This window comes from Armatimonadota bacterium (assembly GCA_031459855.1).
Taxonomy (GTDB): domain Bacteria; phylum Sysuimicrobiota; class Sysuimicrobiia; order Sysuimicrobiales; family Humicultoraceae; genus Fervidifonticultor; species Fervidifonticultor primus.
The window spans coordinates 1,211,282-1,236,133 of the sequence record JAVKHP010000001.1; the positions used below are offsets into that span (position 1 = coordinate 1,211,282).

Here is a 24,852-nt window from a genome sequence, read left to right on the forward strand (position 1 = left end):
GCCAGTTTGCGCACGCTGCGCGGACGTCGTTGCCCGTGCCCGGGGCGCGGCCGTGCCTCCCTGCCGCAGCCGGAAGCACGCAGCCACCGAGGAGGCCGGGGATGCGGGTGATCATCGATACCGATCCGGGGATCGACGACACCGCGGCGATCTTCCTCGGGCTCGCCGCCGGGCTTGACGTGGATGCGATTACCACGGTCTTTGGCAATACCGACGTCGAGCAGTGTACGCACAACGCCCTGGTCATCCTGGAAGCGGCCGGTCGGCCCGACATCCCGGTGTACCCTGGAGCGGCCCGGCCGCTGCTACGCGAGCCGACGTACGCCAGGGCGATCCACGGACAGAACGGGCTCGGCGACGTTGCGTTCCCCGCGCCAGCGCGGGCCCCCGCGGCAGCAGGCGCAGTGGAGACGCTCATCGAGCGCATCCTGCAGGCACCGGGCGAGATCACCGTGGTGGCGCTGGGGCCGCTCACGAACGTCGCCCTGGCACTCGCCGCGGAACCCCGTGTGGCGCGGGCGGTGCGCCAGATCGTGCTCATGGGGGGCGCCGTGCTCACCTGGGGCAACGTCACGCCGGCTGCCTCGGCGAATCTCTACAACGACCCCGAGGCCGCGCGGATCGTGTACCGCTCGGGAGCACCGCTGGCCCAGGTCGGGCTCGACGTCTGCCGGCCCACTGTGATCACTGCGGCGCACCTTGCGCGCCTGCGGCGGGCAGACAACCCGGCCGTGGGGCTGCTGCTGCAGATCACGCCGTTCATCCAGGAGGCGTACCGGCGTCGTGGGATTGCGGCGGTCGCCGGTGGCGGGGTGCAGTACAATGACGTGGTGTGCATGTCCTATGTCCTTCGCCCCGACCTGTTCCGGGTGCGACGCCTCCCCGTCGACATCGAGACCCAAGGCAGCCTGACCGCGGGGGCCACCGTGGCGGACTTCGACGGGCAGTGGGGGCGGCCCGCGAACGTGGATGTGGCGCTCGAGGTGGACGCGGGGGGCGTAGCGGACGTCTTCACGGAGACGCTGCTCGCCTGGCGCTGACACGCGGTCGACGAGGGGGGCGGATTAGTGCGGCTGGCAGGGAAAGTTGCCGTCGTCACCGGAGGCGCGCAGGGCATCGGACTGGCCATCGCTAGGCGGTTCGGCGCGGAAGGCGCGATGGTGGTGGTCGCCGACGTCGACGAGGAACGGGGAACCCGAGCGGCGGCGATGCTGCAGGGGCACGGAGCCCCGGCGCTGTTCGTGGCCACGGATGTTGCGTGTGCTGACCAGGTGGCCCGGCTCTTCGTCCGGACGGTGGAGGCGTTCGGCCGGGTGGACGTGCTGGTCAACAACGCAGCCCTGGCCCACGGCCCCGGAGTCGAACGCCACTTTCTGGATACCGACGAGGCCACGTGGGACCGCGTGATGGCGGTGAACCTCAAGGGTGTGTACCTGTGCGCGTGGCACGCCGCGCGCCAGATGGTGGCGCGCCGCGCCGGGTGCATCATCAACATGAGCTCGTGCGGCGCCACGCGCGCTCATCGCCATCGAGTCGCCTACGATGCGGCCAAGGGGGCGGTCGAAGCGGCCACACGCGCCATGGCCTTGGATCTGGCACCGTGGGGCATCCGTGTCAATGCCATCGCCCCGGGCGCGATCGCCGTGGAACGACGCAGCCCCGTGGGGGCGGAAGCGCGGACGGCCGTGAGCGACGTCATCCCGTTGGCCCGCATGGGCACCGGCGCCGACGTGGCGGGCGCAGCGGTCTACCTGGCATCCGATGACGCGGCCTACGTGACCGGCACCGTCGTCACCGTCGACGGCGGGCTCTCGGCCCAACTCCGGTCACCGGCGGTCGACGTGAAGATCGTGTTCACGGGCCAGTAGCAGAAGCCACGCATCCCAGCACCGCTGTCGGCAGCCGCTGGTCAGGCGACTGCCGCCAGCTCGGGCACGTGCTGTGGCGCCGAGCGGTTGGTCCGGTGCGCGTATCGTGTGCGCGTAGCGTGCCACCTATGTCTCGTCACGGACCATGGAGCGTTTACGCGATGCCAGCGTCCACGGAAGAGGTCTCATCGGTCCGGCCTGCCCAGCGCAGGAGTTCGGCAGTCGCTTCGGCGAACGAGGAGACGATCCGGCCGCGCTCGTGGATGCACTCGACGACGTAGGCGTTGACCGCACGGGCACCCGCGGCCCAGTCCCACCTGGCCACCCGCGTGTCGTGCAGGACGCCGATGATGCCCTGCTTGGGCATTCCCAGGCGCATCATGGCGTGGAAGGCGCCGATGTGGGCCGCGACGGCGTCGTCGACGCTCAGGCCGTCGAGGATGGCGACGAGGGCGTCGGCTTCGTGTAGGGCGGCGAAGTCATCAGCCACGGTACTCTCAGCGCGGTCGCCGACGGCAGGCGTCCACGTGCCCTCGACGGGAGTGTAGCACGTAATTCCCTTATCCCGGAGCACGCGTGCGCACTTGACCAGGAACTCACGAGCGTAGGGCGTAGCGATGATGCCGGTGAGGAAGACCTTCACGGAATCCCTCCTGCAACATGTAGGTGTGTAGTCGGCGCGGCCAGGCATGCATCGACTCGAGCTGGCAGGGCCGATCTTTCTGAGGCACGGAGAAACACAGTGGGCATGATCGGGGGCCTGGGTATCGCGTCAGAGGAGCAACCCCTCAGCATGCAGCTCCCGGCGCCAGACATCGAGGTGCGCAATGACTTCGTCGAGCGTACGGTAGACGGCGCCCGCGGCTTCGACGGTGCCCAGCGTGAACGCATTGATCGGCGGTGCACCAGCAGCGGCCCGCTTCCATGCACGGGCGTCGGTGAGCAGGCCGAGGATACCCTTTTTCGTCTTGTCGTGCTGCATCAGGCCGTAGAAGATGCCGATCTCAGCTGCGGTGCCGCTGCTGACGTCCGGATCATCCAGCAACGCGACGATTGCGTGGGCGTCTGCGACCATCTTGTAGTCCATCTGGAAGATTTGTGCTGGCGTGAGGACCTTGCCAGTCGCCCGGTCGATTTCATGCACGACGCCGCGCTCGTGTGGCACCAGGCATACGAAGCCCGCGTCTCGTAGGCGCTCGGCATTACGGGCGATGAAGGCGCGATGGTACGGGGTGAACAGCGGACCTGCCATGTAGATCTTCATGGTGTCTCCTTGGTCGAACGCATCTGTGCAATGATTCCGGCCGGGGGCACCCGGTCCCCGCGTGCCGATGGTGGTCCCGGGTGGAGGACTGCTGGACCGCATCCCCTGGCCAGGGTCCCTCCCGTGCTCGACGCATTCGCCTACACGATCGGTCATTCCCCCTCCGAGGGTTGGCTGCGCCGTTGCCCGAGGGTGAAGTGCGAGGGTTAGGAGGCAGCGTGTGATCGGTTGCGACTTCGTTTTGTCCTGGCCTGCAGGCGGCGCTTTCGTGGCTGCGCCGGGCTCTGGATCCTCCTGGCGGGAAGGGTGAATGCAGGCGCCGAAGGGTGGGGAACCGTCCGGGTCGGGGTAGGCGGCGCGCTGTGCACAACCCAATACCATGGGACGGTCGAATGGCGCTCACACTGTAGAGGGGGGACACAGATGCCGCAGGCATCCAGGGCAACAGCATTTCAGGTGGAGGTGGCGGAGGGGTTTGAAGGTCGGTACCAGGAAGTGGGTAGCTACACGATTGGGTTCGAAACCTACACCGCCCATGCAGATTTGACTCCCCTGTTCAAGGGACTCCCAGACGACCGCTGTCAGTGTCCGCACTGGGGCATCGTGCTGCAGGGCAAGCTCGTTTACCACTACGCTGACGGCGACGACGTAAGCACCGCGGGAGAAGCGTACTACGCCGCTCCCGGCCACACCCCCGAGATCTTCCCGGACACCGAGGTCGTCGAGTCCAGCCCTACGGTGGAGTTGAGGAAGACGATGGACGTCGTGATGAAGAACGTTGCGGCGATGGGCGGCTAGGCCGGAAGGCCCTGGGCCTCGGGGCCGCGTTTTTCGGGTGTTCAGAGCGGGATCGTTGCCCCGACGAGGGTGCGGCCCCGGGGGCCGGTCGCACGTTGATTGCCACGGCCGGCCCGCGGTGTTAAGGTGAGAATCTGGAGGCGGCGGCTATCTGACCGCCGCGTGACGGCAGTAGGGCCCTTAGCTCAGCAGGCAGAGCGGCGGGCTTTTAACCCGCGCGTCGGGGGTTCGAGTCCCTCAGGGCCCACCATCACGAGCTGCGCAGACCAGGGGCTCGATTGGGCGAGGGTTCGCAAGGTCTGCCCCTGGTGTCGCACGCACCGCGCTCGTGTGGCGTGACGGGCTGAGCGAGAGCGCAAACTCGGCAAGGCCACCTCGCTAGGCGCGCGCGTTTGCGGCGGACGTGTCGTAGCATTGACGCCCAGCGGTGCGAACACGACACGGCCACCGCTGCTGGACGCACTGAGTACGCGGGCCCGCCCGCGCTTCACGGCTTCACTAGATCTCAGCGACCTCGATGACGACGCCTGGTCGCCGGTGCCGTAAAGCGGTCAGGAGCGCCTCCTCTTGATCGGCGCCCTCCCAGACCAAGCCTCCTGGTGGTTCCCACACTTGAAACCCTGGCATGAGCGTTCACCTCGTGTTCCTGCGCCCGCTCAGCGCTGTGCTTCGACGCGGCCGTTCATGGGTCCGTGGCGCGCGTAGTTGCGAAGGGCCTGTCCGATGCGGCCGGCGCAGACGTGCACTGCCTTCGCCTCATGTACGTGACCATCGGGGCAGTGGCGGTGACCGCGCTGGCCGTCTTCCTGGTCCTGGCCAACACGGCGCCGGGGAGCCTTTGCCATTCCACGGGCGGCGCGTGGGGATTTTCCCGCCGCAGATTTCGGGATGTCCCCGCTATGCTCGCACCGCGGACTGGGGTTGAATGAGGATGGACCTGTACGACAGGAGGCCGCAGGTGACGCCGCCATCGCCCGCCCTGGCACTGGAGACGACGCTGGGCCGCCTCGATCGCCTGCAGCCGTTCTTGCTGCTGAGCGCCATCGCCGTAGGGTTGGCCCTGGCGGCGATGGCTCCGACGGTGGCGGCACGACTGGCCCCCGTGGTCACAGGTGGCGTATTCCTGGTCATCTACTTCATCATGCTTGGCGTGAGCGCACGAGGTGTCATGCGGGCCTTCGCGCGCTGGAAACCGGCCACGGTGGCGGTCGGGATCAATTTCGTGGTGACACCCGCGCTCGCCTGGGTGCTCGGGTATCTGTTTCTGCGCGGCGACCCGGACATTTGGGTGGGGCTCATCCTCTACCTGGTCACGCCCTGCATCGGTTGGTATCTCGTGTTCACCGAATTGGCCAGCGGCGACGTCGAACTCGGTGTCAGCCTCTTGTTCTGGAATGTGGTGCTGCAGATCGTCCTCCTGCCAGTCTACATGGTGGTGCTCGCCGGCGCCGTCGTCCACATCGAACCCTCCGCCATCCTACGCAGCGTGCTCGTCTTCTTGGTCGTGCCGTTTCTGCTGGCGGGTGGCACACGCTGGAGCCTGGGCCGCGCCGGCATTTCCATCGAGCTTGCCAAGCAGCGCCTCAGGCTTCCCTACCTGAAAACGGGCACGCTGATGGCGGTTGTCGCCTCCATGTTTGCATCCCAGGGGTCCGTGGTGTTCGCGAATCCGGCCGTAGTGGTGAAAATGATCCTGCCGGGGCTTGGCTTTTTCGCGACGGCGTTCGGCATGAGTGTCGTGGCGGCCCGGCTCTTTGGGCTCGCGTACCATGAGTTTGCGTTGCTCGTCTTCACCACCTCGGCCCGCAACTCCGAAGCTTCCCTCGCCGTGGCGGTCACCGCGTTCGCCAGCCCGCTGGTGGCGCTCACCGTGGTGATCGGGCCGAGTATCGAGCTGCCCGTGCTGATCCTCATGCTGCACGCCGTGCTGTGGATACGACAGCAGGAATGGTTCGTCGGGTCCCGTGTGGACAGTGCTCGACGGGCGGTGGCAGCGGACGGTCCGCTGCGCCACCGTCCGCTGCACCGACGGTAGGCGGACGGGCATCGAGCATGTGATACGAGGGCGTGGACCTTCAGAGTCTCTTCAGGGCGCAAACGCCTCGTGGGCGTCAGAAGGTCGACTGCCGCCGACGGTGAGCCCGCCCCCCGGCACGTAGATCCATGCGCCCACAGCCGCGGCGCCGGTCCCGTGGCGCGGGGTGGGCATGGGCGCCATAGCTACCCAGCGATCTGCCTGGGGGTCGTAGGCGTCGTTGTCCGGGAAGACGCCGCCCGTCTCCTCGCCCCCGAACACGTAGATGCGCCCGCGCAGCACCGCTGCTGCCACGCCGCTGCGCGGCTTCGGGAGCGGCGCGCGCTCCTCCCATCGGTCGCGGGTGGGGTCGTAGACATGGTGGATGGCGCGGTTGTTGGCGAAGGTGTTGAAGCGGCCTCCGATGGCGTGGATGCGCCCGTCGAGCACCACCAGGCCCAGGTGGTCGCGCGGGCCCGGAAGCGGGGCGCGGGCGTGCCAGCGGTCCGCCGTGGGGTCGTAGACCTCGTGCGTGCCGACGCTCTGCTGGTCGCGGCCGCCGACGAGGTGGAGCAGGCCGCCCAGCTCGACCGCCGAGGCCGCCCCGCGGGGCGCCGGCAGGGGCGCGATGCGCTCCCAGTGGTTTGCGGCGGCGTCGTAGACGTAGGCGTCCGCCACGGCGTTCCGGTTCTGCTCCACGAATCCGCCAAACGCCCAGATGCGTCCCCGACTGCCCACCACCGCGACGTGGTTGAGGCCTCTGGGCATCGGGGCGAGGTCGCGCCAGGCGTCCGCCTGCGGGTCGTAGGCCTGGGTGTAGGGCTGGTCGACGCGGCCATGGGCGTATCCCGCGATCACGTACACCTTGCCGTCGAGGGCCGCGACGCTGACTTCCGTGCGGGGGAATGGCAGTGAGGCCCGCCGTACCCAGCGTCCGGACGTCTCGGCGGCCGCCCCCCGCGTCGCGTGCCCCATACCGACGGCCGGGGCGACGACCGTGCCAGCCACCACCGTCAGGAACTGCCGCCGTGTGATTTCCATGGTCTCCTCCTCACCTCATGGCGTGCATCCCGTCAGCGCGTGGTCGCTACGCGAGAGGGCCCCCACGGGGCCCTGCGGCGGCCGGCGTCGACTGCGCGAACGCCGCGGCGACGTGCAGCGCCTCGTCGAGCGTTCGGGCCCAGTGGACGAGGCGTGAGGGCTGTGTCCAGGTCCGGACGAAGCGCCGGAGCTTCCCGTAGCGGTCGTCGAGCAGCACGTGCGGTCGTTCCAGCAGCATCGCCAGGATGTGGCCGTGCAGGCGGTCGGTGACGACGACGTCGCTGTCGGCGATCAGCCGGACGCCCCTGTGCACCAGCCACGTCGCCAGGGCGTCGTAGGCGGTGAGGCGGGCAGACACCGCGGGAGACACAAGCGGGACGTCGGCCGCTGTCCACCGGGCCATCCGCAGGCGAAGATCGGCCAGCATGATACGCGCGACGTACCGGACGAGCGCTGCCCAGTCGCGGCCCGCGATCGTGACCCAGTCGACCGCCTGCGGATGCTGTCCTCTGGTCAGTGCCGCTTCGTGGTCCCTGCGGAGCAGGAGGAGCACGCGCCGTGTAGGGGCCGGTGCTGCCAGCGGGGCGGCGGCCCCGGGCAGGGGATCGAGCGCAAACGCGGGGTCCGGACACAGGACTGCACGGACACGGAGCTCCTGGTCGACGATCCGCAGGCTCTCGGTATCCCGGACCAGCACGGTGAGGTCGGGATGCCGCCGGAGGACGGCGCCCGCGCGCTCGAGGGCCGCCCGCTGCACGAAGGTGACCGTCTGCGGCAGCAACACGATGGGGCGGTCGGGGCACGCCGCGACGACCGTCTCGCAGAACACCTCGTGGACCGGCCAGAGATCACCCAGCTTGCCACCGCCGTGGAAGAGGATGGGGGTGGCGCGCGGCAGCCTCCGCACCACGGTCGCGCTGAAGGTTCTGCGGTCGGCGGTGTAGAGCACCCGAATCCCGCATCGGTCGAGCAGCGTGCGCTCGCCGGCCCAGATGAGGCTGTCGCCCACGTTGGTGCGGTTGGGGAAGTCGAGCAGCGCGCACGTGCGTGTAGCCCCCAGCACCGCCCGGAGGACGTCGTGCAGCGTGCCCCGCAGCGCGGCGACCAGACCCGTGCCGGCGGAGGGGACAGCGACACCCCGACCACGAAGATCCCGGAGGTGGGTAGCACGGTGGATTCCAGACGCGTGGTGCACGGACACGATCTGCCCCCTTGGGCGGACGCCCCATGCATAGGACGCCACGGGCACGGAAACGGTTTGTTCGTACCAGCGCATCGCGAGGCCGGCGCGGCAGCGTGCGTCGGGGAGCCCCCGTGCGCCGCCCGGTGAGCCCGTGACGGTCCACCCGCCCCGCAGCAAGGGGCAGATCGTGTTTGAGTTCGTGCGCCCGCCGGACCGGCGCGTCGCGTTCACGGCGCACCTGCTCGAGGCCACCGAGCACCTCATCGTGGTTGCCCACGACCTGGCGCCGTCGCGTCCCCTCGACTACGATGGTGTGCCGGTGCTGGCAGCCGGGTATGGGGCCGTGTGGTTCCTGTTCAAGGACCAGCCCTTCGACGTGGGCCGGATCTACCGCCCCGATGGGACCTGGACGGGGTACTACGTCGACGTGCTGGAGCCGGTGCGGTGGCAGGATGCGGACCCGCACACCCTGGACCCTCTCGTGGACCTCTTCCTCGACCTCTGGATCGCGCCCGACGGCAGGCACCTGGTGCTCGACGAAGACGAGTTCGCGGCGGCCGTGCGCCTGGGGCACCTGACCCCCACGCAGGCGGCCCACGCCCGCGCGGTCCTGGACGCGCTCGTGGCGGCCACCGCACGGGGCGAATTCCCGCCGGAGGTCGTGCGGACGTACGCCCTGTAACGGCCCGCGCCGGGGTGTGGTGATGCGGGCTGGGGCTACCGCCTGCTTCCGCGGCGGGCAACGGGGATGCCCCGAGGCAAAGCGCTGCCCGACAGCGCGGCGCAGGCCGGGCAGGCGTCTACCGTCGTCCTACGCGCACGACGCAGCGACGAGTGTACGCCCGACAGTCCGGTACAGGCCGCGCAGCCGTCTACCGGTCGATCTTCGAGATCTTCGCGCCTTCCAGCGTCAGGTTGTACATCAAGCCCTTCTGGCCGATCACGAAGCCCACGATGGGCTTGTTGGCTTTTTGCGTGTCGATCGATGCGTCGGCGCCCAGGTCGACGAGCACCACCGAGCCGTTCACGCCCACCTGCCAGCCGGTGCTGGCGCGGAAGTCGGCCAGCGCCTTGCTGTCGAGGAAGACGATGATGATGTCCTTCTTCTGGGCGCCCAGCTGTAGCCCGATGGAGGCGGCGGCCAGGCTGTAGTAGGCGACCGTGCGTCCGCCGATGCGCAGCGCGCCTTCGCCGTACTCGCCGCCGACGCCGATGCCGGCCTTGATGACGCCGGGGAAGACCAGCACGCCCTTGGCGGTCCGGAGGAACTCGCGGGCGCCCTTGACTTTCTGCATGAACTGGTCCAGCACGGCGTCCACGCCGGCGTCGATCTCCTTCGCCGTCTTGGCGGACGCCGACGGTGCCAGCGCAAGCGTTGCTGCCATCGCGAGGACGACCGCCACCAGGACCCTCCGACCAGCTGCGCTGCGGTCCATCGCCCACCTCCGTGTCGTCGCCAGGCGTCCAGGGCTGTGCCGGCGACGAAAGATGCGGTTCCGTGGAACCGTTACCCGCCCGGCACGGAGATACCTGCTCGGGGCGCGGTGGTGCGGGCGACCGCTCGCTGCTGACAACGCCGCGGGCCCGGGCGCGCAGCGCCCGGGCCCGCTAGGCTCATCATCCCGCTGACAGCCGTCCCCTTCTCCTGTCAGGCGGGAGACGGCGCGGGGCCGCCCGGTTAGCCGATCGGGCGCACCCGCGTGGCCTGCGGTCCCTTCTGGCCCTGGGTCTGCGTGTACTCGACCTTCTGCCCCTCGACCAGCGATCGGTAGCCGTCGCCCTCGATGCCGCTGAAGTGCACGAAGAGATCCTTCGTGCCGTCGTCGGGTGTGATGAACCCGTAGCCCTTCTCGTTGCTGAACCACTTCACGGTGCCTGTTGCCATCGTCCTGCCACCTTTGCTGCAAGCTACCACAGACGCCTTGCCCTCTGCGATGCCCGGCCATTGTCTCACGGGTTGGGCACGAGCGCAAGACCACCGGCTGGCCGCGCCACGAGGCCCGGCTGCCAGGTAACCGCAGCGGACGGGAACCTCTGGGTGCCCTCTGGGGAAGCGCCCGCTGCCGCGTTCCTGCCGGTGCCGACCATCGACGGCAGATGGATCGTAGTGGCACACGAACCGGGGCTGGGCTGCCGCGTTCCTGCCGGTGCCGATCACCGACGACGGATGGAGCAGCTGACCACGTCTCCAGGTGGCACGCGTTGCCGCGCCCGTGTCGCGCAGGCCCGCGGCGGACGCGCGCGAATATCAGCGGATGGCGCCGATTCGGCAGCGCGATGGGAGGAGGTCATCTTATGCCGACGTGGCAGGTGTTCGCCTTGAGCCCGGGGGGCCGTACGGTGGACTGGTCGACGCGCCTCTACCTGCACCCGGTAGGCGAGACGACGACGTCTGCCTACTTCCTGTGGGTGCTGGAGGGCGCCGACGGTCCGGTGGTAGTGGACACGGGGTTCACGCCACGCCTGGGACGCCTCAAGGGCATTCCCGTCGACGGGCTGCGGCCGCGTGAGCAGTTGCTGGCTGCGGTGGGCGTGCAGCCCGAGCAGGTGCGCACGGTGCTGCTCACGCACCTGCACTGGGATCACTTCGACCTGGAGGGGGCGTTCCCGGCAGCCACGTTCTGGGTGCAGCGCCGTGAGGTGGAGTTCTGGACCGGCTACGGTGCCGGCGAGCCCTGGCACCAGCGTTTCCTGAGCGACCGGTTCACCGAGGAGCTGGGAGACCTGCAGGTGCACGGCCGGCTGAAGGTCGTCGAGGGCGTGCTGGAACCGCTGCCCGGTGTGCGGCTGGAGTGGGTGGGCGGGCACTCGCCGGGGATGCAGATCGTGGTGGTGGAGACCGCCAGGGGGCCGTTCGTCATCGCCAACGACGCCCTGACGACCTACCGCAACCTGCGCGACTGGATGCCCCCGGCAATTCACCTCTGCAGCGTCGCGGAGTGCCTGGACGCCATGCGGCGCATTCGAGCGCTGTGCGACGGCGACGAGAGCCGGCTGTGCCCGGGCCACGACGGCGAGGTCTGGCGCCGCTTCCCCGAGGTGGCGCCGGGTGTGTACCGGCTGGCGTAGGCGGTCACGCGCAACCGCGGCCCCACCATCGCCGTCCGCGGCGCTGCGGGTGGCCCTGCCGCGCTGCCGACGGGGTGATCGCCCCCCCGGGCTACGGATAGTGTGCAGCGTGCGGTGCGGTCAGCCGTTTCCGCCGACGGGGTGTCGTCGCCGGGAGCTCAGGATGCGGCTCGACGAGATGCGCGAGTCACCCGGCACCGTGGCCGACAGGGTGGTCGTCGCGCGGGCTCAGGATGCGGCTCTCTTCAGGCGCTCCCGGTACATGGCGAGGAGCTCGGCCACCGTGGTGGCGTCGGTGGGGCCCTTGTCGTCCCGCACGCGCACGAACCGCGGGAACCGAATGGCGAGCCCCGCGCCCGCCCGGACGGCTCCCCACCCCGCGGTGTGGATGGGGCTCAAGGTGATCTCCGCGCCGATCACCTCGAACACCAGCGCCGGTTCGACCCACCGGTCGGGGACCAGACGACTGTCGACCCGGGCGGGGCGCTCGGGCCGCAGGTGCGGGCGCAAGAGATCGGGCAGCGTGCGCAGGAACTCGTCGGTGAACCCCGAGCCGAGCTTGCAGACCGTGGGGAACGTGCCCGACGGCGCATCGTAGGCGGCCATGAGCAGCGCGCCGTAGGTGCCGGCGCGGCGGCCGCGCCCGTGTAGCGCCCCGACGACGACCAGGTCGACCGTGTCGGTCAGCTCGCTGCGGTACTCGCGCTTGAACTTGATCCACAGCCACCCGCGGGCGCCGGCCTGGTAGACACCGCCCGCCGCCTTGCAGATCAGGCCCTCGCAGCCATCGGCGACGGCCTGCTGGAAGAACTCCTCGAGGGCCTCCACCGACGTCACTTCGCGTCCGGTGGCGAGGTGGAACCGGTCGTTGGGGGCGATGGTCCGCTCGAGCCGCCGCCGCCGCTCACTGTACGGCTGCTCGGTTAGATCCTGGCCGTCGACGTAGAGCAGGTCGAACGCGTACACGGCTGCAGGCAGCGCGGCCATCGCTTCCTCGATACCGTACTTGCGGCGGCGGCGCATCAGGTCCTGGAAGGGGCGCAGGTCGCCGGTGTCGGGGTCGACAGCCACGACCTCGCCCTCCAGGATGGCGTCCTTCGCCTTGACGTGACGGCGCACCAGGGCCACGACGTCGGGGTACTGGGTGGTGATGCGTTCCAGCCGGCGCGAGTAGAGCTCGACCTGGGTGCCCTGCTTGTGGATCTGCAGCCGCTCGCCGTCGTACTTGTACTCGGCCGCGCAGCGGCCGCCGAGCTTGGCCAGGATCTCGCGGGGATCGGCGAGCCGCTCGGCCAGCATCGGGCGGATCGGCTTGCCCACCACGACATGGACCTTGCGCACGGCAGCCAGCCCGCCCCGCGCCACCGTGGCGGCCACGTAGCCGAGGTCGGAGGTGAGGTTGTAGGCGCGCTCCAGCGCGGTGCGGGCGGGGCGGCCGCCGCCGAACACCTCCGCCAGCGCGTCCAGCACCGTCATGTCGCCGACGCCCAGGCGCAACTTGCCGGTCACGGTGCGCACCAGGTACTTGGCTTCCAGGGGTGTGGCCCGGCGCAGCAGGTCGGCGATGGCGGCGAGCTTGGCGGCCTGCGCGCCCTTGCCCGTGGCGCGTGCTGCGGCTTCCAGCGTCTTGTGGACGTGCTCGACCGTGAGGGCCGGTCCGGCAGGACGCACCCGCTCGAGCAGCGCCTCGGCCACCGTGCCGAGGTCTCCGGCGCGGGCCAGGCGCCGGGCGACTTCCTCGGGCGCCACACCTGCGGCCTGGGCCACGGCCCGCACCGCCAGCTTCTCGGCTACGCCGACGTCGAGGCCGGCAAAGCCCGGGGCGAGCTGGCCCTGGGTGAGGTAGACGACCAGGGGGAGCACGCGTTTGGGCGTCGCGCGGAACAGGTCGGCGAGCAGGCGCGTCATAGCCAGCCGCGCGGTGGTGGCCTCGATGCGGGCGTAGGCCTCGGCCAGCTCCCGGTAGCGCATGGCAGGTCCTTCCCATGCAAGAGTTCAGCCATGGGCCGCAGAAAACCCTGCAGCGGACAGGGACGGAGGGACCCGTGCGTCTGGGAGGAGTGAGGGCTATGACCGACGCGAAGCGCCCGCACCGCGTGCTGGCGCGTGACGCGACAGGCGACCGGCGGAGCGCACCCGACGTGCGAATCCGATTCACCACGCTCGGCGTGCCCCTGGGCCGCCTGCTGATCGCCGCCACCGACCGCGGCGTGTGCGCGGTGCGGATGGGCGACAACGACGCTGCGCTGACGCGGGGGCTGGCGCGGGAACACCCGCACGCGACGCTCGTGCGCGACGATCGCGGGCTGCGCCAATGGGCCCGCGCCGTCCTGACCTACCTCAGGGGCCGGCGGCCGCACCTGGCGCTCCCCCTGGACGTGCGCGGCACGGCGTTCCAGCAACGGGTGTGGCGGGCACTGCAGCGCATCGGGTATGGCGAGACCCGCACCTACGGGCAGATCGCGCGGGCCGTCGGCGATTCCAGGGCCGCCCGCGCCGTCGCCCGTGCGTGCGCCACGAACCCGGTGGCGCTGGTCATCCCCTGTCACCGCGTGGTGCGCGGCGACGGCCAGCCCGGCGGGTACCGATGGGGTGCGCGGCGGAAGCGCTGGCTGCTGGCCCGCGAGGCCATGAGGCGCCGCGGTCGCGGTGTAGCGTTCCAACGCGCTGGCATGCACAGCGGCGCCGGGGGCGCGCCCGCGCTCAGCGCCCGCAGGACGTCGTCGCAGGACTTCGCCACTTGAGTGCGGTAGAGAGACGGTAGCCTGGCATCTCACACCCGCCGAGGAGTCTGCATGGAGACGCGCACCACCACCGCGTTGATCCAGACCGATCAGGCGCACCTGATCCACCCTCTGCACCATCCGGCCGACCACGCGCCGCCGCTGGTCTTCGTGGAAGGGCAGGGGGCCGTGCTGCGCGACGCCGATGGGCGCGAGTTCATCGACGGCCTCGCGTCGCTGTGGAACGTCAACGCCGGCCACGGCCGCGCGGAACTGGCCGAGGCCGCCGCCGCGCAGATGCGTCGGCTGGCCTTCGCCTCGAACTACGTGGGGTTCACCAACGAGCCCGCGGTGCGGCTGGCCGAGCGACTGCTCCAGCTGGCCTACCCCAACCTCTCGGGCGTCTACTTCACCACGGCCGGCGCCGAGTCCAACGAGGCGGCGTTCAAGACGGCGCGGTACTACTGGAAGCGGCGGGGGCTGCCCACCAAGACCAAGATCATCGCCCGCATCCACGCCTACCACGGCGTCACGCTAGCGGCGATGAGCGCCACCGGCATGGCGTCGTATCACACGATGTTCGCGCCCACGGTCCCGGGCTTCGTGCACGTCCTGCCCTCGTACCCGTACCGGTACCCCGGCTCGATGGCCGAGGCGCTGGAGGAGGCGATCCTGCGCGAGGGGCCCGACCAGGTGGCGGCGTTCATCGCCGAGCCGGTCATGGGTGCGGGGGGCGTGATCCCGCCGACACCCGACTACTTCCCCAAGGTGCGCGAGATCTGCGACCGCTACCAGGTGCTGTTCATCGCCGACGAGGTCATCACCGGCTTCGGGCGGACGGGCCGCTGGTTCGCGCTGGGCCACTGGGGTGTGCAGCCCGACATCGTGAGCTTCGCCAAGGGCGTGACCAGCGCGTACCTGCCGCTGGGTGGCATCATGGTGTCGCGGGCGATTCACCAGGCGATCCTGGACGCGCCGCCCGCGGAGCGCTTCATGCACGCGGCGACCTACTCGGGCCACCCGGTGTGCTGTGCCGTGGGGCTCCGCAACCTGGAGATCTTCGAGCGCGAAGGGCTGGTGGACCGGGCGGCGGCCATGGGGCGCCGGTTGCTGGCAGGTCTGGAGAGCCTGCGCGAGTTCCCCGTCGTCGGGGACGTGCGCGGCCTGGGGCTCATGGCCGGCGTGGAGCTCGTCGAGGACCGCGCGGCCAAGACCCCGGCCGTAGGCCTGGGTGCCCGCGTGCTGGCCGAGGCCCGCGCCCGGGGGCTCGTCACCCGCGTGCGGCCGGGCCAGACGGGCGACTATCCCATCGGCGACACCATCTGCCTGGCCCCTCCCCTGGTCATCACCGAGGCGCAGGTGGACCGGATCGTGGAGATCCTGCGGGAGTCGATTCGCGCGGTGCTCTGAAAGCTCGGCGCCGCCGGCTGTCCCGCATCGGCGCTCCGCAGCGCCAGGTGCGGGCCTGCGGACCGGATCTGCGCCGTGGAGATCACGAGGTGGACCGCACCGGTCTGACGCCGGGGCTGCCGGGCGACCGTCTCAGCGCACTGCGGCCATGATGCGGTCGACGACGCGGCGCGCCGCCGTCAGCGCCTCGTTCACCTCGTCCGGGCCCATGGGCAGGCTCGTGGCCATCATGCCGCGGGGCGCACAGAAGACGCCTTCCAGCAGCAGGCCCAGGTGGAAGGCGGCGGTCAGGACGCGGTCGGCCGTGCGGGCCGCGCGGACGTTGACCACCTCGGCGTCGGTGAACAGGACGGTGAGCAGCGACCCGATGCCCGTCACGCGGGCGGGAAGCCGTGCCTCGTCGAACAGGGCCTGCAGCCCCGCGCGCAGCGTCTCGCCCGTGCGGTTGCACCGCGCGATCGCCTCGGGCGTCAGCAGCCGCAGGCCCGCGATCCCGGCGGCGACCGTGACGGGGTTGGCGTTGAACGTCCCCGACTGTGCCAGCGCCCCCGGCCGGCGGGGGTCGTAGAGATCCATGATCTCCCGGCGGCCGCCAAACGCGCCCACCGGAAAGCCGCCGCCGATGATCTTGCCCAGCACCGTCAGATCGGGGCGCACGCCGAACAGGCCCTGAGCGCCGTGGTAGTCGAGGCGGAAGCTGATCACCTCGTCGAAGATCAGCACGATGCCGAGCTCCGCGGTGATGGCGCGCAGGAACGGGAGGAACCCCTCTTGCGGCGGAATCGTGCCCGCCACGCCCTGGACCGGTTCCACGATCAGCGCGGCGATCTCCCCGGCCTGTGCGCGCAGCGTGGCCTCCACGGCTGCGGGGTCGTTGAACGGGACCACCAGGACGTCGCCGGCGACGCCGGCAGGGATGCCCGGACCCTCGGGGACCGCCACCGGCCGGCTGGCCGGGCCGGCGCGGACGGGGTCGGACTGCACGCTGATCGCCACCGCATCGTACGAGCCGTGATAGCCGCCTTCCATCTTGACGATCTTGTCGCGACCGGTGAACGCCCGGGCCGCGCGGATGGCGTGCATCGCGGCTTCCGTGCCCGAGTTGGCGAACCGGATGCGCTCGACCGACGGCAGGCGCGCGCAGAGCATCTCGGCCAGGGTGAGCTGCGCGGGGGTGGGCGCGGCGAACCCCGTGCCCTGTGCGATCTGGGCGCTTGCGGCGGCGACGATCTCCGGATGGGCGTGTCCCCAGATCATCGCGGTGTAGTTGCCGAGCAGGTCCAGGTACGTGTGCCCGTCGACGTCAGCGATCCGGCAACCCTCGCCGCGGGTGATGAACACGGGGAACGGCTCGTAGTGCGTGACCGTGCGCGTGTCGCCACCGGGCAGGGATTCCCGGGCATGCGCGGCCAGGGCCGCGGATCGCGGGTGGCGGCGGACGTACTCGTCCACGATCTGCGCGTGCGCGCGGGCCGCTGCACGGGCCAGGGGCGTGGGGCCGGTACGATTGGGCATACTGGAAGGTTCTGGGCTCGCCCCTGCTTCCCCTATCGGGGCTTCCCTCCCGGGTGCTGCAGGATGCCGGGGCATTTGTGCCTGCGGTCGCGACCGCGTCTGAGGCGCGACGGCGTCTGGGGATGAGGCGTACCGGGGAGTCTGCGCACGCCGGGTGCGACTCCCTGTGGGACCAGACCAACGGGGCGCTCGTACTCCGTCTGGGGCTGGTGAGTGCGCACGATGGACGTACGCGTCCGACGGACCGTCCGGGTCATGGCCCGCGGGTGTCTGCTGCGCGGGCATCGCGCGCCGCGCGCCTGGCCTGGCGCAGTGGCTCGGGCGTCAGCGCGGGGCCCACGAGGGCCAGCACCACCGTCGCCGCCACGTCGGGATCGGTGCGCCAGGCCGCATGCACCGCCAGCGGTCGCACGCCCGGGCGCACGCGCAGCCAGTAGCCCACGTGCTCCCCGTCGAGCAGCAGCGGGCTGCGCGCGCCCGGCGTGTCGGCGGGTGCGGCGCCGGAGGCCAGCAGCGGCCTGCTGGTCACGCCGATCGTCGGCAGGTCGAGTCGTGCCCCAAGATGGAGCGCGAGGCCCGCGCGGCGTGGGTGGTCGCGGCCGGTGGCGTTGACCAGGAGGACCTGCGGGCGCAGCCGCAGGGCTCGGACGGCCGCTTCCAGCAGCGGGCCCTCCCGCAGCGCCAGCAACCCGGGTTCGTACGGTGCGCCGGCCGCGCCGCGGACCGCCGCGGCGTCGACCAGGCGGCCGTCGGCAAGCAGCGCAGCACCAGCCCATCCGGCGTCGCCCGCCTGGCCGCGGCCCGTCTTGCCGCGCGCGAAGCACACAAAGCACCCCGCCGCCATCCGCACGCCGCTGGGATCGGGCAGCCAGGGTGCCGGCGTGGCCCTGGCGAGCGCCTCTTGTGCGGCCACCAGGTCCGCGGACGTGCGTGGCCATGGCCCCGGTTCAGGCCACGCGGACTCGGCCACCGACCACGAAGGCTCCGGCAGGGGCGGTGGCAGGAGGTCGTCGAGGACGGCGAGCCGGGCGCGGCCAGGCCGCCGATCGCTGGCCTGCGGTCCGCAGGGTGGCAGGGTGTTGCGCATGGCGTCGTCAAGATTACTCTACGCGCCCGTGGCCGCGCCGCGCACGACGCAGGGTGGACGCTGCATGCCGACGGTGGTGGCCCGGCGGACGGCCTGGCAGCGCGGCCCGGTACGCAACACGGTTGGAAGGGACTGGACGTCCGTGCCCCGACGCCCGGCCGATGCCATCAAAGTGGGCTGCTGCGGGTTTCCCCGTCGGCTCGAAGAGTACGCCCGGCATCTGGACGCCGTGGAGGTGCAGCAGACGTTCTACCGGCTGCCCCGTCTGCAGACGGTGGAACGCTGGCGGGCGCGCGTGCCGCCCTCGTTCACGTTCACCCTCAAGGCGTGGCAGCTCGTCACCCATCCGCCGACCAGCCCCACGTACCGGCGGCTGGGACGCGCGATCCCCGAGTCCCGGTGGGACCGCTACGGGTTCTTCGCGCCCAGCGACGAGGTGGCCGAGGCGTGGGCCCAGACGCTGGTGGTGGCGCGGGTGCTGCAGGCCCCCGTCGTGCTCGTCCAGTGCCCGGCCAGCTTTGTGCCCACGCGGGTGCACGTCGCGCGCTTGCGGCGGTTCTTCCGCACCGCGCCGCGCGACGGGCTGGCGATCGCCTGGGAGCCGCGCGGCGACTGGCCGCCCACGCTGGTGGCCCGTCTGTGCCGCGAGCTGGGGCTGATCCACTGCGTCGATCCCCTGGCCGATGCGAGCCGCCACGGCCGGCCTCACTACTTCCGCCTCCATGGCCGCACGGGCTACCGGTACCGCCACACCGACGACGACCTGGCGATGGTGGCCGCGGCCTGCCGCGGGCCGGCGTACGTCTTCTTCAACACCATCGCCATGTGGGACGACGCGCTGCGCTTCCGACGGCTGGTCGACGACGCCGGGGGTGCGCCCCACCGGGCGAGGGACCGGTGACGGCTCCCCGCCCGGTGGCGGTCCGCCACGCCCGAGCGGCGCCGCACGGGCGGCGCACGACGGGGTGGCGCAGCGATGACCCTCACCCGTCGCTGTCGGCAGAGCAGGAGGTTGCCGCGGTGTGGGTAATGGGTCAGGACGTGGGCCGGCGTGCGCTGGCCGACGCCAGCCCCGCGAGCGCCGCTGCTGTCCGACGGACGGCGATGCGAGATCACGGCCCGGGGGGAGACCGATGAGCAGAAACGGCATGCAGTGGTGGAGCCTGGTGTCGATCGCGGCGGTCCTCGCGCTGGGGGCAACGACGGCGCCGGCTGCCCCGATGGCGAGCATGACGGTGAGCGGCGTAGGCTTTCAGACGCCGGAGTCGGTGTTGCACGACCGCGCAGCCGACGTGTACCTGGTCTCGAACATCAACGGCAATCCGACGGCCGCGGACGACAACGGGTTCATCTCGCGCGTGCTCCCCTCGGGCAGGGTCGCTGCGCTCAAGTGGATCGACGGTGCGGCGCCGGAGGTGACGCTGCACGCGCCGAAGGGCATGGCGATCGTCGGCGACACGCTGTACGTCACCGATATCACCGTGGTCCGGATGTTCGACCGCCGGACCGGCCGGCCGAAAGGCACCATCGAGGTGCCGGGTGCCACGTTCATGAACGACCTGGCCGCCGGACCTGGTGGCGTCGTCTACGCCACCGACAGCGGGCTCAAGCCCGACTTCAGCCCCTCGGGCACCGACGCGGTCTATCGGATCGACGCGGCCGGCACGGTCAGGGCTGTGGCCAGGGCCCCGGCGCTCAACCACCCCAACGGCGTGGCGGTGCGGCCCGACGGCACGGTGGTGGTCGTCACGTTCAGCGCCACCGGCGACATGTACACAATCGCGCCGACGGGACAACGGCGGGCGCTGCCGGCGCCGCCCAAAGGGCAGCTCGACGGCGTGGAACTGCTGCCGGGTGGCGCCATGTTGGTCTCGAGCTGGGCAGCGTCGGCTGTCTACCGGATCGACGCCGCCGGCAAGGCGACGGTTGCCGTGGCCAACGTCGAGTCGCCCGCGGACATCGGCTACGACCGCAGGCGGGGGCGGGTGTTGATTCCGCTGTTCACCAAGCACGCTGTGGCGATCCAGGCGGTGCGCTAGCGGCCGCGCAGGATCGCGAGCAGGACCGCCGTCGGGTTGACGGGGGCTCTGGTTCCCCGGGGTGCCGGCCGCGTTCAGAGCCGCAGGGCCTGGCGGACGAGCGCCTGGGTGTAGGGGTGCCGCGGGGCGATGAACAGGTCGGCTGTGGGGCCCGACTCCACGATGGTCCCGTCGCGCATGACGTACACGTGATCGGTCCAGTGGGCGACCAGCCCCAGGCTGTGGGTGATCAGCAACAACCCCATCCCCAGGTCGCGCTGCAGCCGACGCAGCAGGTCGAGGATCTGCGCCTGGACGGTGACGTCGAGCCCCGAGGTGGGTTCGTCGGCGATCAGGACCGAGGGGCCCGGCGCGATCGCCGCGGCGATCAACACGCGTTGCCGCTGGCCTCCGGAGAGGTGGTGCGGGTAGCGCCCGAACAGCTCGGCGGGCAGCCCGACCTGACGCATCACCTCCAGCGCGCGCTCGCGGGCGCCGCGCTTGCCATGGTGCACGACGATGCCTTCCATGATCTGCTCGCCCACGGGCAGCACCGGGTTGAGGGCAGCCCCCGGTTCCTGGAAGATCATGGCCACCCGGCGGCCGCGGTAGCGCGCGAGGGCCGGCTCGGGCAGGGCCGTCAGGTCCACGTCGCCCAGGAGGATACGGCCTCCGGCGATCACTGCGGCGTCGGTCGGGAAGAGCCGCAGCACCGCGCAGGCGGTCATGGTCTTCCCGGCGCCCGACTCGCCCACCAGGCCCACGCTGTGACCGGCGGGGACCGTCAGCGACACCCCGCGGACCACGGCCTGGGCGCCGCCTGCGCGGCGGAGCTCGACCGTCAGGTCCTCGATGCGCAGATCAGCCGGCTCGTGCCACGTCACCACGGATGCCCTCCCGGTTGTCCCTGAACGCGCCCACCGCGTCCGGACGTTCCCGGCGCACCGCGCCGCTGCTACGAGGGCCGTTCGCGCGGCTGTGGGTGGTGATCCTGCTGGTCTCGTTCGCGTTCCACCTGGTCACGGCCAGCCTGCCCTTCTACGCGGCACGCCTGGGCGCCGACGAGGCCGTCGTCGGGCTGCTGATCGGGCTCATCGCCGCCGCGGCACTGGTGGCCCGGCCGCTGGCCGGCCTGTGGATCGACGCGGGCGCGGGGGCGACCGCCCTGGTGGTGGGCCTGCTGCTGTACGCGCTGTGCGCGGTCGGGTACTGGCTGGCGCCGTCGGTGGGGGCGCTGCTGAGCTTTCGGGCGCTGACCGGCGTGGCCGTGGGCCTCTACGGCACCGCCAGCCAGGCGCTTGGCGTGGCGTTCGCGCCGGTGGAACGTCGCGCCGAGGCCCTGAGCCTCCATGCGGCGGCGATCAGCGTGGCCCAGGGGCTGGCCCCGAGCCTCGGCGTCGCGCTGGCCGCCGCCATGGGCTTCCCGGCGCTGTTCATCGCGTGCGCAGCGGTGAGCACGGCGGGGGCGATCCTGGCGTGGCCCCTGCGCCGGGTGGTCGCCCGCCCGCTCGCCGGCGCCGTCCGACGGATCTTCCATCGGGGCGTGGTGGTTCCGGGGCTGCTGCTGGTGGCGCTGCACGTGACCTTCGGTGCCAACGTCGCGCTGCTGCCGCTGCACGCGGGCCGGCGCGGCCTCGCGAACCCCGGGCTGGTGCTGGCCACGCACGCGCTGGGGCTGTTCGTGGCCCAGGCCGTTGCAGGGCGCGTCTCGGATCGCGCTGGCCGCACCGCCGTGATCGTCCCGGCGCTCGGGTTGGCCGCGGCAGGGATGTGGACGACGGCGCTGGTCGGTGGGTGGGCCCTGTTGCTGGCGGCAGCGCTGTCGGGCATGGGGCTGGGCGCCGGCCAACCGTCGATCGTGGCGCTGGCGGCCGACCTGGTGCGGGAGGAGGAACGGGGCGCCGCGCTGGGCACGATGGGCATCTTCCACGAAGTGGGGATCGTGGCCGGCGCGGTCGGCGGCGGCCTCGTGGCCCGCCTCCTGGGACTGCCGGCGATGTTCGCGCTGGTAGGGATCGTCCCGGCGGTGGCCGCGGCCCTGACGGTGCGGCGCGGGCGGTGAGCGTCCCGCCCCCGCGTCGGCGCCGGTGCGGCGACCGCTGCGGCCCGGCAGCGTCATGCCGCGCCGCAACCTACTGGTAGAGGAGGAACCCTTCCCGGAGCTTCAGGAACCGCTGCAACGCGGGCTGCCAGCGCGCCACGATCGTCGCCGCGTCGTCGCCGCGGAGCAGCCCCAGCCGTACGTCCTTGGTGCCCCACACCAGGTCGAACAGGTACGGACCCCGTCGCGGCGCGGTGAAGCGCAGACGGTCGCCGTGCAGGCGCCGGATCTCCACCAGGATGTACACCAGGGTCGTTGACGGGCGGAAGACCGCCGGATCGGTGACGTGGAGCCGCACGCCGTACCAGACGCGCCCGGTGCGGGGATGCGGCAGCGCCGAGGCGGCGAAGCGCACGCCGGGCAGCCCGTACCGGTTGAGGCGTGCTGCCAGCCGGTGGCCGTCGAGCCACGGCGCCAGGACCACCTGGAAGCGCGAGTCGGTGGCGACGCCGTTCCACAGGTTGGTGCCGTCGACCGGCCCGGTGGCCGCGTAGGTGAAGACGGCGTCCGGTCCGGTGATGCCCGGCGACGGGTTGATCCACGGCAGGCCGGTGTCGCCCCAGCGCATCGTGCGGGTCCACCCGTCCATGGGCACCACGGTCAGGTCCGCACCGATCCCGAACGCCCCGTTGTAGAGCCGGGCCAGCTCGCCGATCGTCATGCCGAACACGTAGGGGATGGGGTACAGGCCAATGAACGAGCGCAGCGCCGGTTCCAGCACCGGGCCGTCCACGATCGTCCCGCCCATGGGGTTGGGGCGGTCGAGGACGACGACCTTCTTGCCTGCCTCGCGGGCCGCGGCCATCACCAGGGCCATCGTGGACGTGTAGGTGTACGCGCGCACGCCCACGTCCTGCAGGTCGACCAGCAACGCGTCGACACGCGCCAGCATCTGACGCGTGGGGCGAAACGTGCCGCCGTAGAGGCTGAAGACCGGCGTGCGGCCCGGAATGGTGGGGACGGCCTCCCCCGCATCGTACGTGCCGTCGAGTCCGTGTTCGGGCGCGAACAGCGCCGTCAGCCGGACCTCCTCGACGTCGGCCAGCAGGCGGGCCGAGGGGGTCCCGTCCCGATTGACCCCCGCCTGGTGCGTCACCAGACCGAGGCGACTGCCGCGCAGGGCGCGCAGGTCTTCGAGCAGACGGTCGATGCCGGGGCGCACCGCAGGGGGCGCGCCACGGGGCCCGACGGCCTGTAGCGCAGCCAGCGGCCGGGCGGCTGGCCAGAGCATGGCGGCCAGGGCTACGCACCATACGACCGGGAAGCACACGACCGGTGAGGACACGCGGCGCATACGGCCTCCTTGTTTCGACGCGGGCGTCGGGGGAGCCTTGTCTGCACTGTGCCCATCGAGTGGGGTGGACCCGCCTGGCACACCGTCCGCCGGCGGCCCGGGGGAAACGGGGCCGGTATGGGGAACTGAAAGCGGCGCGATCTCGCCGACGGACGATCGGACGCGCCGGCACCGCGGCGCCGGGCGGTATCGGCGGAGCAGTCCGCGGCGTCGAGAGGACGGTGGGGCAGGGTGTGGATCGCGGTGAAGGCGCAGCACATCCTCGACGGCACGGGCCGGCCGCCCATCGAGCACGGGGTGGTGCTGATCGAAGGCGAGCGCATTCGGGCCGTGGGGCGGCAGGCGGACGTGGCGATTCCCGAGGGCGCGCAGGTCTACGACTGCGGCACGCACACCGTGCTGCCGGGGCTGGTCGACGCGCACTCGCACGCCTCGATCGTTCCCGGGCTGGGCGACCAGATCGGGCAGTTGCGCCAGCCGCCCGCTCGCCAGCTGCTGCGGGCGGTGCGGAACCTGCGCACGGACCTGCGCGCGGGGGTCACCACGATGCGGGTCGTGGGCGAGGAACACTTCATCGACATCGAGCTCCGGGACGCCATCGCGGCCGGCCGCCTGCTGGGGCCCCGGCTGCGCGTCGCGACGCGCCCCATCACCGCGCGCCACGGGCACGGCGCCGCGCTCACCTTCTCCGACGGCGAAGACGCGATTCGCCGGCACATCCGCGAGAACGTGGCCGCCGGCTGCGACCTGATCAAGCTCTTCATGACCGGCGGCATCTCGAGCACCGCGGGCGGTGCCCTGTGGTATGCGTATACGCCGGCCGAGCTCGCTGCTGCCGTGGACGAGGCCCACCGCAACCAGCGGCCGGTCGCCGTGCACGCGCACGGCGGCCCGGGCCTGCGGCTGTGCATTGCGGCGGGCGTCGACACCATCGAGCACGGCAAGCTGGCCACGCGCGACGACCTGGAGGCCATGCGCCGTCGAGGCATCTGGCTGGTCACCAACAACGCGGTCAGCGGACACCCCGAAGGCATCGAGCGCGGCGACGGGCACAACCCGGTGATCATGGCCAAGCTGCGCGAGGCCCGGGCGCATGCCCCCGAGAACTTCCGCCACGTGCTCGAGAGCGGCGTGCGGTGGGCGTTGGGCACCGACGCCATGCACGGCCTGATGTGGTGGGAGATCGCCCAGGTGGTGGCGTGGGGCGCCGATCCGCACGACGCCATCCTGGCCGCCACCCGCCGGGCGGCCGAGGCCATCGGCATGGGCCAGGAGGTCGGCAGCCTGGAGCCGGGCAAGCTGGCCGACCTGATCAGCGTCGACGGTGACCCGCTGCGCGACGTCACCTGCCTGCAGCGCGTGGGCCTGATCCTCCAGGCCGGGCGGCGCGTCGACACCCTCTCGCCCGACTGACGCCCGGCCTGCCCGGGTCTCCTCTGCACCGACTGCCCCCGGTCCGCGATGGGC

General features: G+C 71.5%; 23 protein-coding genes and 1 tRNA gene. 13 read left to right on the top strand and 11 right to left on the bottom strand.

Translation table 11 applies throughout. The annotated features are described in order from the left end of the window. The first annotated feature begins 101 nt into the window (after window positions 1-101). Window positions 102-1,040, top strand: a complete 939-nt coding sequence (locus tag QN157_05545) for a nucleoside hydrolase (GenBank protein MDR7555055.1) — start codon at window positions 102-104, stop codon at window positions 1,038-1,040. A 27-nt stretch (window positions 1,041-1,067) separates the two neighbouring features. Next, a complete protein-coding gene (locus QN157_05550) occupies window positions 1,068-1,868 on the top strand; it encodes a glucose 1-dehydrogenase (GenBank protein MDR7555056.1) in 801 nt (266 codons plus the stop codon). A gap of 154 nt (window positions 1,869-2,022) precedes the next feature. On the opposite strand, the gene QN157_05555 is transcribed toward QN157_05550, so the two are convergent. Beyond that, window positions 2,023-2,511 (bottom strand): hypothetical protein, encoded by a 489-nt coding sequence (locus QN157_05555; protein MDR7555057.1) that lies wholly within the window; start codon window positions 2,509-2,511, stop codon window positions 2,023-2,025. A 129-nt stretch (window positions 2,512-2,640) separates the two neighbouring features. Continuing rightward, a complete protein-coding gene (locus QN157_05560; GenBank protein ID MDR7555058.1) occupies window positions 2,641-3,132 on the bottom strand; it encodes a nucleoside 2-deoxyribosyltransferase in 492 nt (163 codons plus the stop codon). A gap of 423 nt (window positions 3,133-3,555) precedes the next feature. Between QN157_05560 and QN157_05565 the strand changes: the two genes are divergently transcribed. The 3 genes from QN157_05565 to QN157_05575 all read left to right on the top strand — a co-directional run bounded on the left by QN157_05565 (window position 3,556) and on the right by QN157_05575 (window position 5,965). Continuing rightward, window positions 3,556-3,930, top strand: a complete 375-nt coding sequence (locus QN157_05565; protein ID MDR7555059.1) for a cupin domain-containing protein — start codon at window positions 3,556-3,558, stop codon at window positions 3,928-3,930. A gap of 174 nt (window positions 3,931-4,104) precedes the next feature. Next, window positions 4,105-4,180 (top strand) — tRNA-Lys (locus QN157_05570). 681 nt (window positions 4,181-4,861) lie between these two features. Next, window positions 4,862-5,965, top strand: coding sequence for an arsenic resistance protein (locus tag QN157_05575; protein MDR7555060.1), 1,104 nt, complete (start codon window positions 4,862-4,864; stop codon window positions 5,963-5,965). Between the two features lie 51 nt (window positions 5,966-6,016). Here the strand turns inward: QN157_05575 and QN157_05580 are convergent, their stop codons facing one another. Then, the gene (locus QN157_05580) at window positions 6,017-6,985 is read right to left on the bottom strand and encodes a kelch repeat-containing protein (GenBank protein MDR7555061.1); all 969 of its coding nucleotides are present in this window, start codon (window positions 6,983-6,985) and stop codon (window positions 6,017-6,019) included. 46 nt (window positions 6,986-7,031) lie between these two features. Continuing rightward, on the bottom strand, window positions 7,032-8,186 hold the full coding sequence (locus QN157_05585; protein MDR7555062.1) for a polysaccharide pyruvyl transferase family protein: 1,155 nt from the start codon (window positions 8,184-8,186) through the stop codon (window positions 7,032-7,034). A 133-nt stretch (window positions 8,187-8,319) separates the two neighbouring features. Here QN157_05585 and QN157_05590 point away from each other — a divergent pair, with 133 nt between their 5' ends. Further along, window positions 8,320-8,850, top strand: coding sequence for a DUF402 domain-containing protein (locus tag QN157_05590; GenBank protein ID MDR7555063.1), 531 nt, complete (start codon window positions 8,320-8,322; stop codon window positions 8,848-8,850). A 190-nt stretch (window positions 8,851-9,040) separates the two neighbouring features. Here the strand turns inward: QN157_05590 and QN157_05595 are convergent, their stop codons facing one another. After that, window positions 9,041-9,571, bottom strand: a complete 531-nt coding sequence (locus QN157_05595) for a YSC84-related protein (protein ID MDR7555064.1) — start codon at window positions 9,569-9,571, stop codon at window positions 9,041-9,043. A 275-nt stretch (window positions 9,572-9,846) separates the two neighbouring features. Next, window positions 9,847-10,053, bottom strand: a complete 207-nt coding sequence (locus QN157_05600) for a cold-shock protein (GenBank protein MDR7555065.1) — start codon at window positions 10,051-10,053, stop codon at window positions 9,847-9,849. Window positions 10,054-10,463: 410 nt separating this feature from the next. Here QN157_05600 and QN157_05605 point away from each other — a divergent pair, with 410 nt between their 5' ends. After that, the gene (locus tag QN157_05605; protein ID MDR7555066.1) at window positions 10,464-11,237 is read left to right on the top strand and encodes an N-acyl homoserine lactonase family protein; all 774 of its coding nucleotides are present in this window, start codon (window positions 10,464-10,466) and stop codon (window positions 11,235-11,237) included. A 228-nt stretch (window positions 11,238-11,465) separates the two neighbouring features. On the opposite strand, the gene QN157_05610 is transcribed toward QN157_05605, so the two are convergent. Next, the gene (locus QN157_05610; protein MDR7555067.1) at window positions 11,466-13,208 is read right to left on the bottom strand and encodes an ATP-dependent DNA ligase; all 1,743 of its coding nucleotides are present in this window, start codon (window positions 13,206-13,208) and stop codon (window positions 11,466-11,468) included. Window positions 13,209-13,306: 98 nt separating this feature from the next. Between QN157_05610 and QN157_05615 the strand changes: the two genes are divergently transcribed. Together QN157_05615 and QN157_05620 are read left to right on the top strand one after the other, a co-directional pair. Next, entirely contained in the window at window positions 13,307-13,981 is a 675-nt protein-coding gene (locus QN157_05615) for a methylated-DNA--[protein]-cysteine S-methyltransferase (GenBank protein ID MDR7555068.1), read from the top strand. A 51-nt stretch (window positions 13,982-14,032) separates the two neighbouring features. Next, entirely contained in the window at window positions 14,033-15,370 is a 1,338-nt protein-coding gene (locus tag QN157_05620) for an aspartate aminotransferase family protein (protein ID MDR7555069.1), read from the top strand. A 132-nt stretch (window positions 15,371-15,502) separates the two neighbouring features. Here the strand turns inward: QN157_05620 and QN157_05625 are convergent, their stop codons facing one another. Next, window positions 15,503-16,885 carry a glutamate-1-semialdehyde 2,1-aminomutase gene (locus QN157_05625; protein MDR7555070.1) on the bottom strand — a complete coding sequence of 461 codons (1,383 nt, stop codon included), beginning with the start codon at window positions 16,883-16,885 and terminating at the stop codon, window positions 15,503-15,505. A gap of 253 nt (window positions 16,886-17,138) precedes the next feature. After that, a complete protein-coding gene (locus tag QN157_05630; protein MDR7555071.1) occupies window positions 17,139-17,798 on the bottom strand; it encodes an endonuclease V in 660 nt (219 codons plus the stop codon). 238 nt (window positions 17,799-18,036) lie between these two features. Between QN157_05630 and QN157_05635 the strand changes: the two genes are divergently transcribed. Then, on the top strand, window positions 18,037-18,873 hold the full coding sequence (locus QN157_05635; protein MDR7555072.1) for a DUF72 domain-containing protein: 837 nt from the start codon (window positions 18,037-18,039) through the stop codon (window positions 18,871-18,873). Between the two features lie 232 nt (window positions 18,874-19,105). Continuing rightward, the gene (locus QN157_05640) at window positions 19,106-20,011 is read left to right on the top strand and encodes an SMP-30/gluconolactonase/LRE family protein (GenBank protein MDR7555073.1); all 906 of its coding nucleotides are present in this window, start codon (window positions 19,106-19,108) and stop codon (window positions 20,009-20,011) included. Between the two features lie 74 nt (window positions 20,012-20,085). On the opposite strand, the gene QN157_05645 is transcribed toward QN157_05640, so the two are convergent. Further along, the gene (locus tag QN157_05645) at window positions 20,086-20,877 is read right to left on the bottom strand and encodes an ABC transporter ATP-binding protein (protein ID MDR7555074.1); all 792 of its coding nucleotides are present in this window, start codon (window positions 20,875-20,877) and stop codon (window positions 20,086-20,088) included. Between the two features lie 2 nt (window positions 20,878-20,879). On the opposite strand from QN157_05645, the gene QN157_05650 reads away from it, so the two are divergent. After that, window positions 20,880-22,052 (top strand): MFS transporter, encoded by a 1,173-nt coding sequence (locus tag QN157_05650; protein ID MDR7555075.1) that lies wholly within the window; start codon window positions 20,880-20,882, stop codon window positions 22,050-22,052. 70 nt (window positions 22,053-22,122) lie between these two features. On the opposite strand, the gene QN157_05655 is transcribed toward QN157_05650, so the two are convergent. Then, entirely contained in the window at window positions 22,123-23,385 is a 1,263-nt protein-coding gene (locus tag QN157_05655; GenBank protein ID MDR7555076.1) for a DUF1343 domain-containing protein, read from the bottom strand. A 231-nt stretch (window positions 23,386-23,616) separates the two neighbouring features. Between QN157_05655 and QN157_05660 the strand changes: the two genes are divergently transcribed. Beyond that, on the top strand, window positions 23,617-24,798 hold the full coding sequence (locus tag QN157_05660) for an amidohydrolase family protein (GenBank protein MDR7555077.1): 1,182 nt from the start codon (window positions 23,617-23,619) through the stop codon (window positions 24,796-24,798). The last annotated feature ends 54 nt before the right edge of the window (window positions 24,799-24,852 follow it).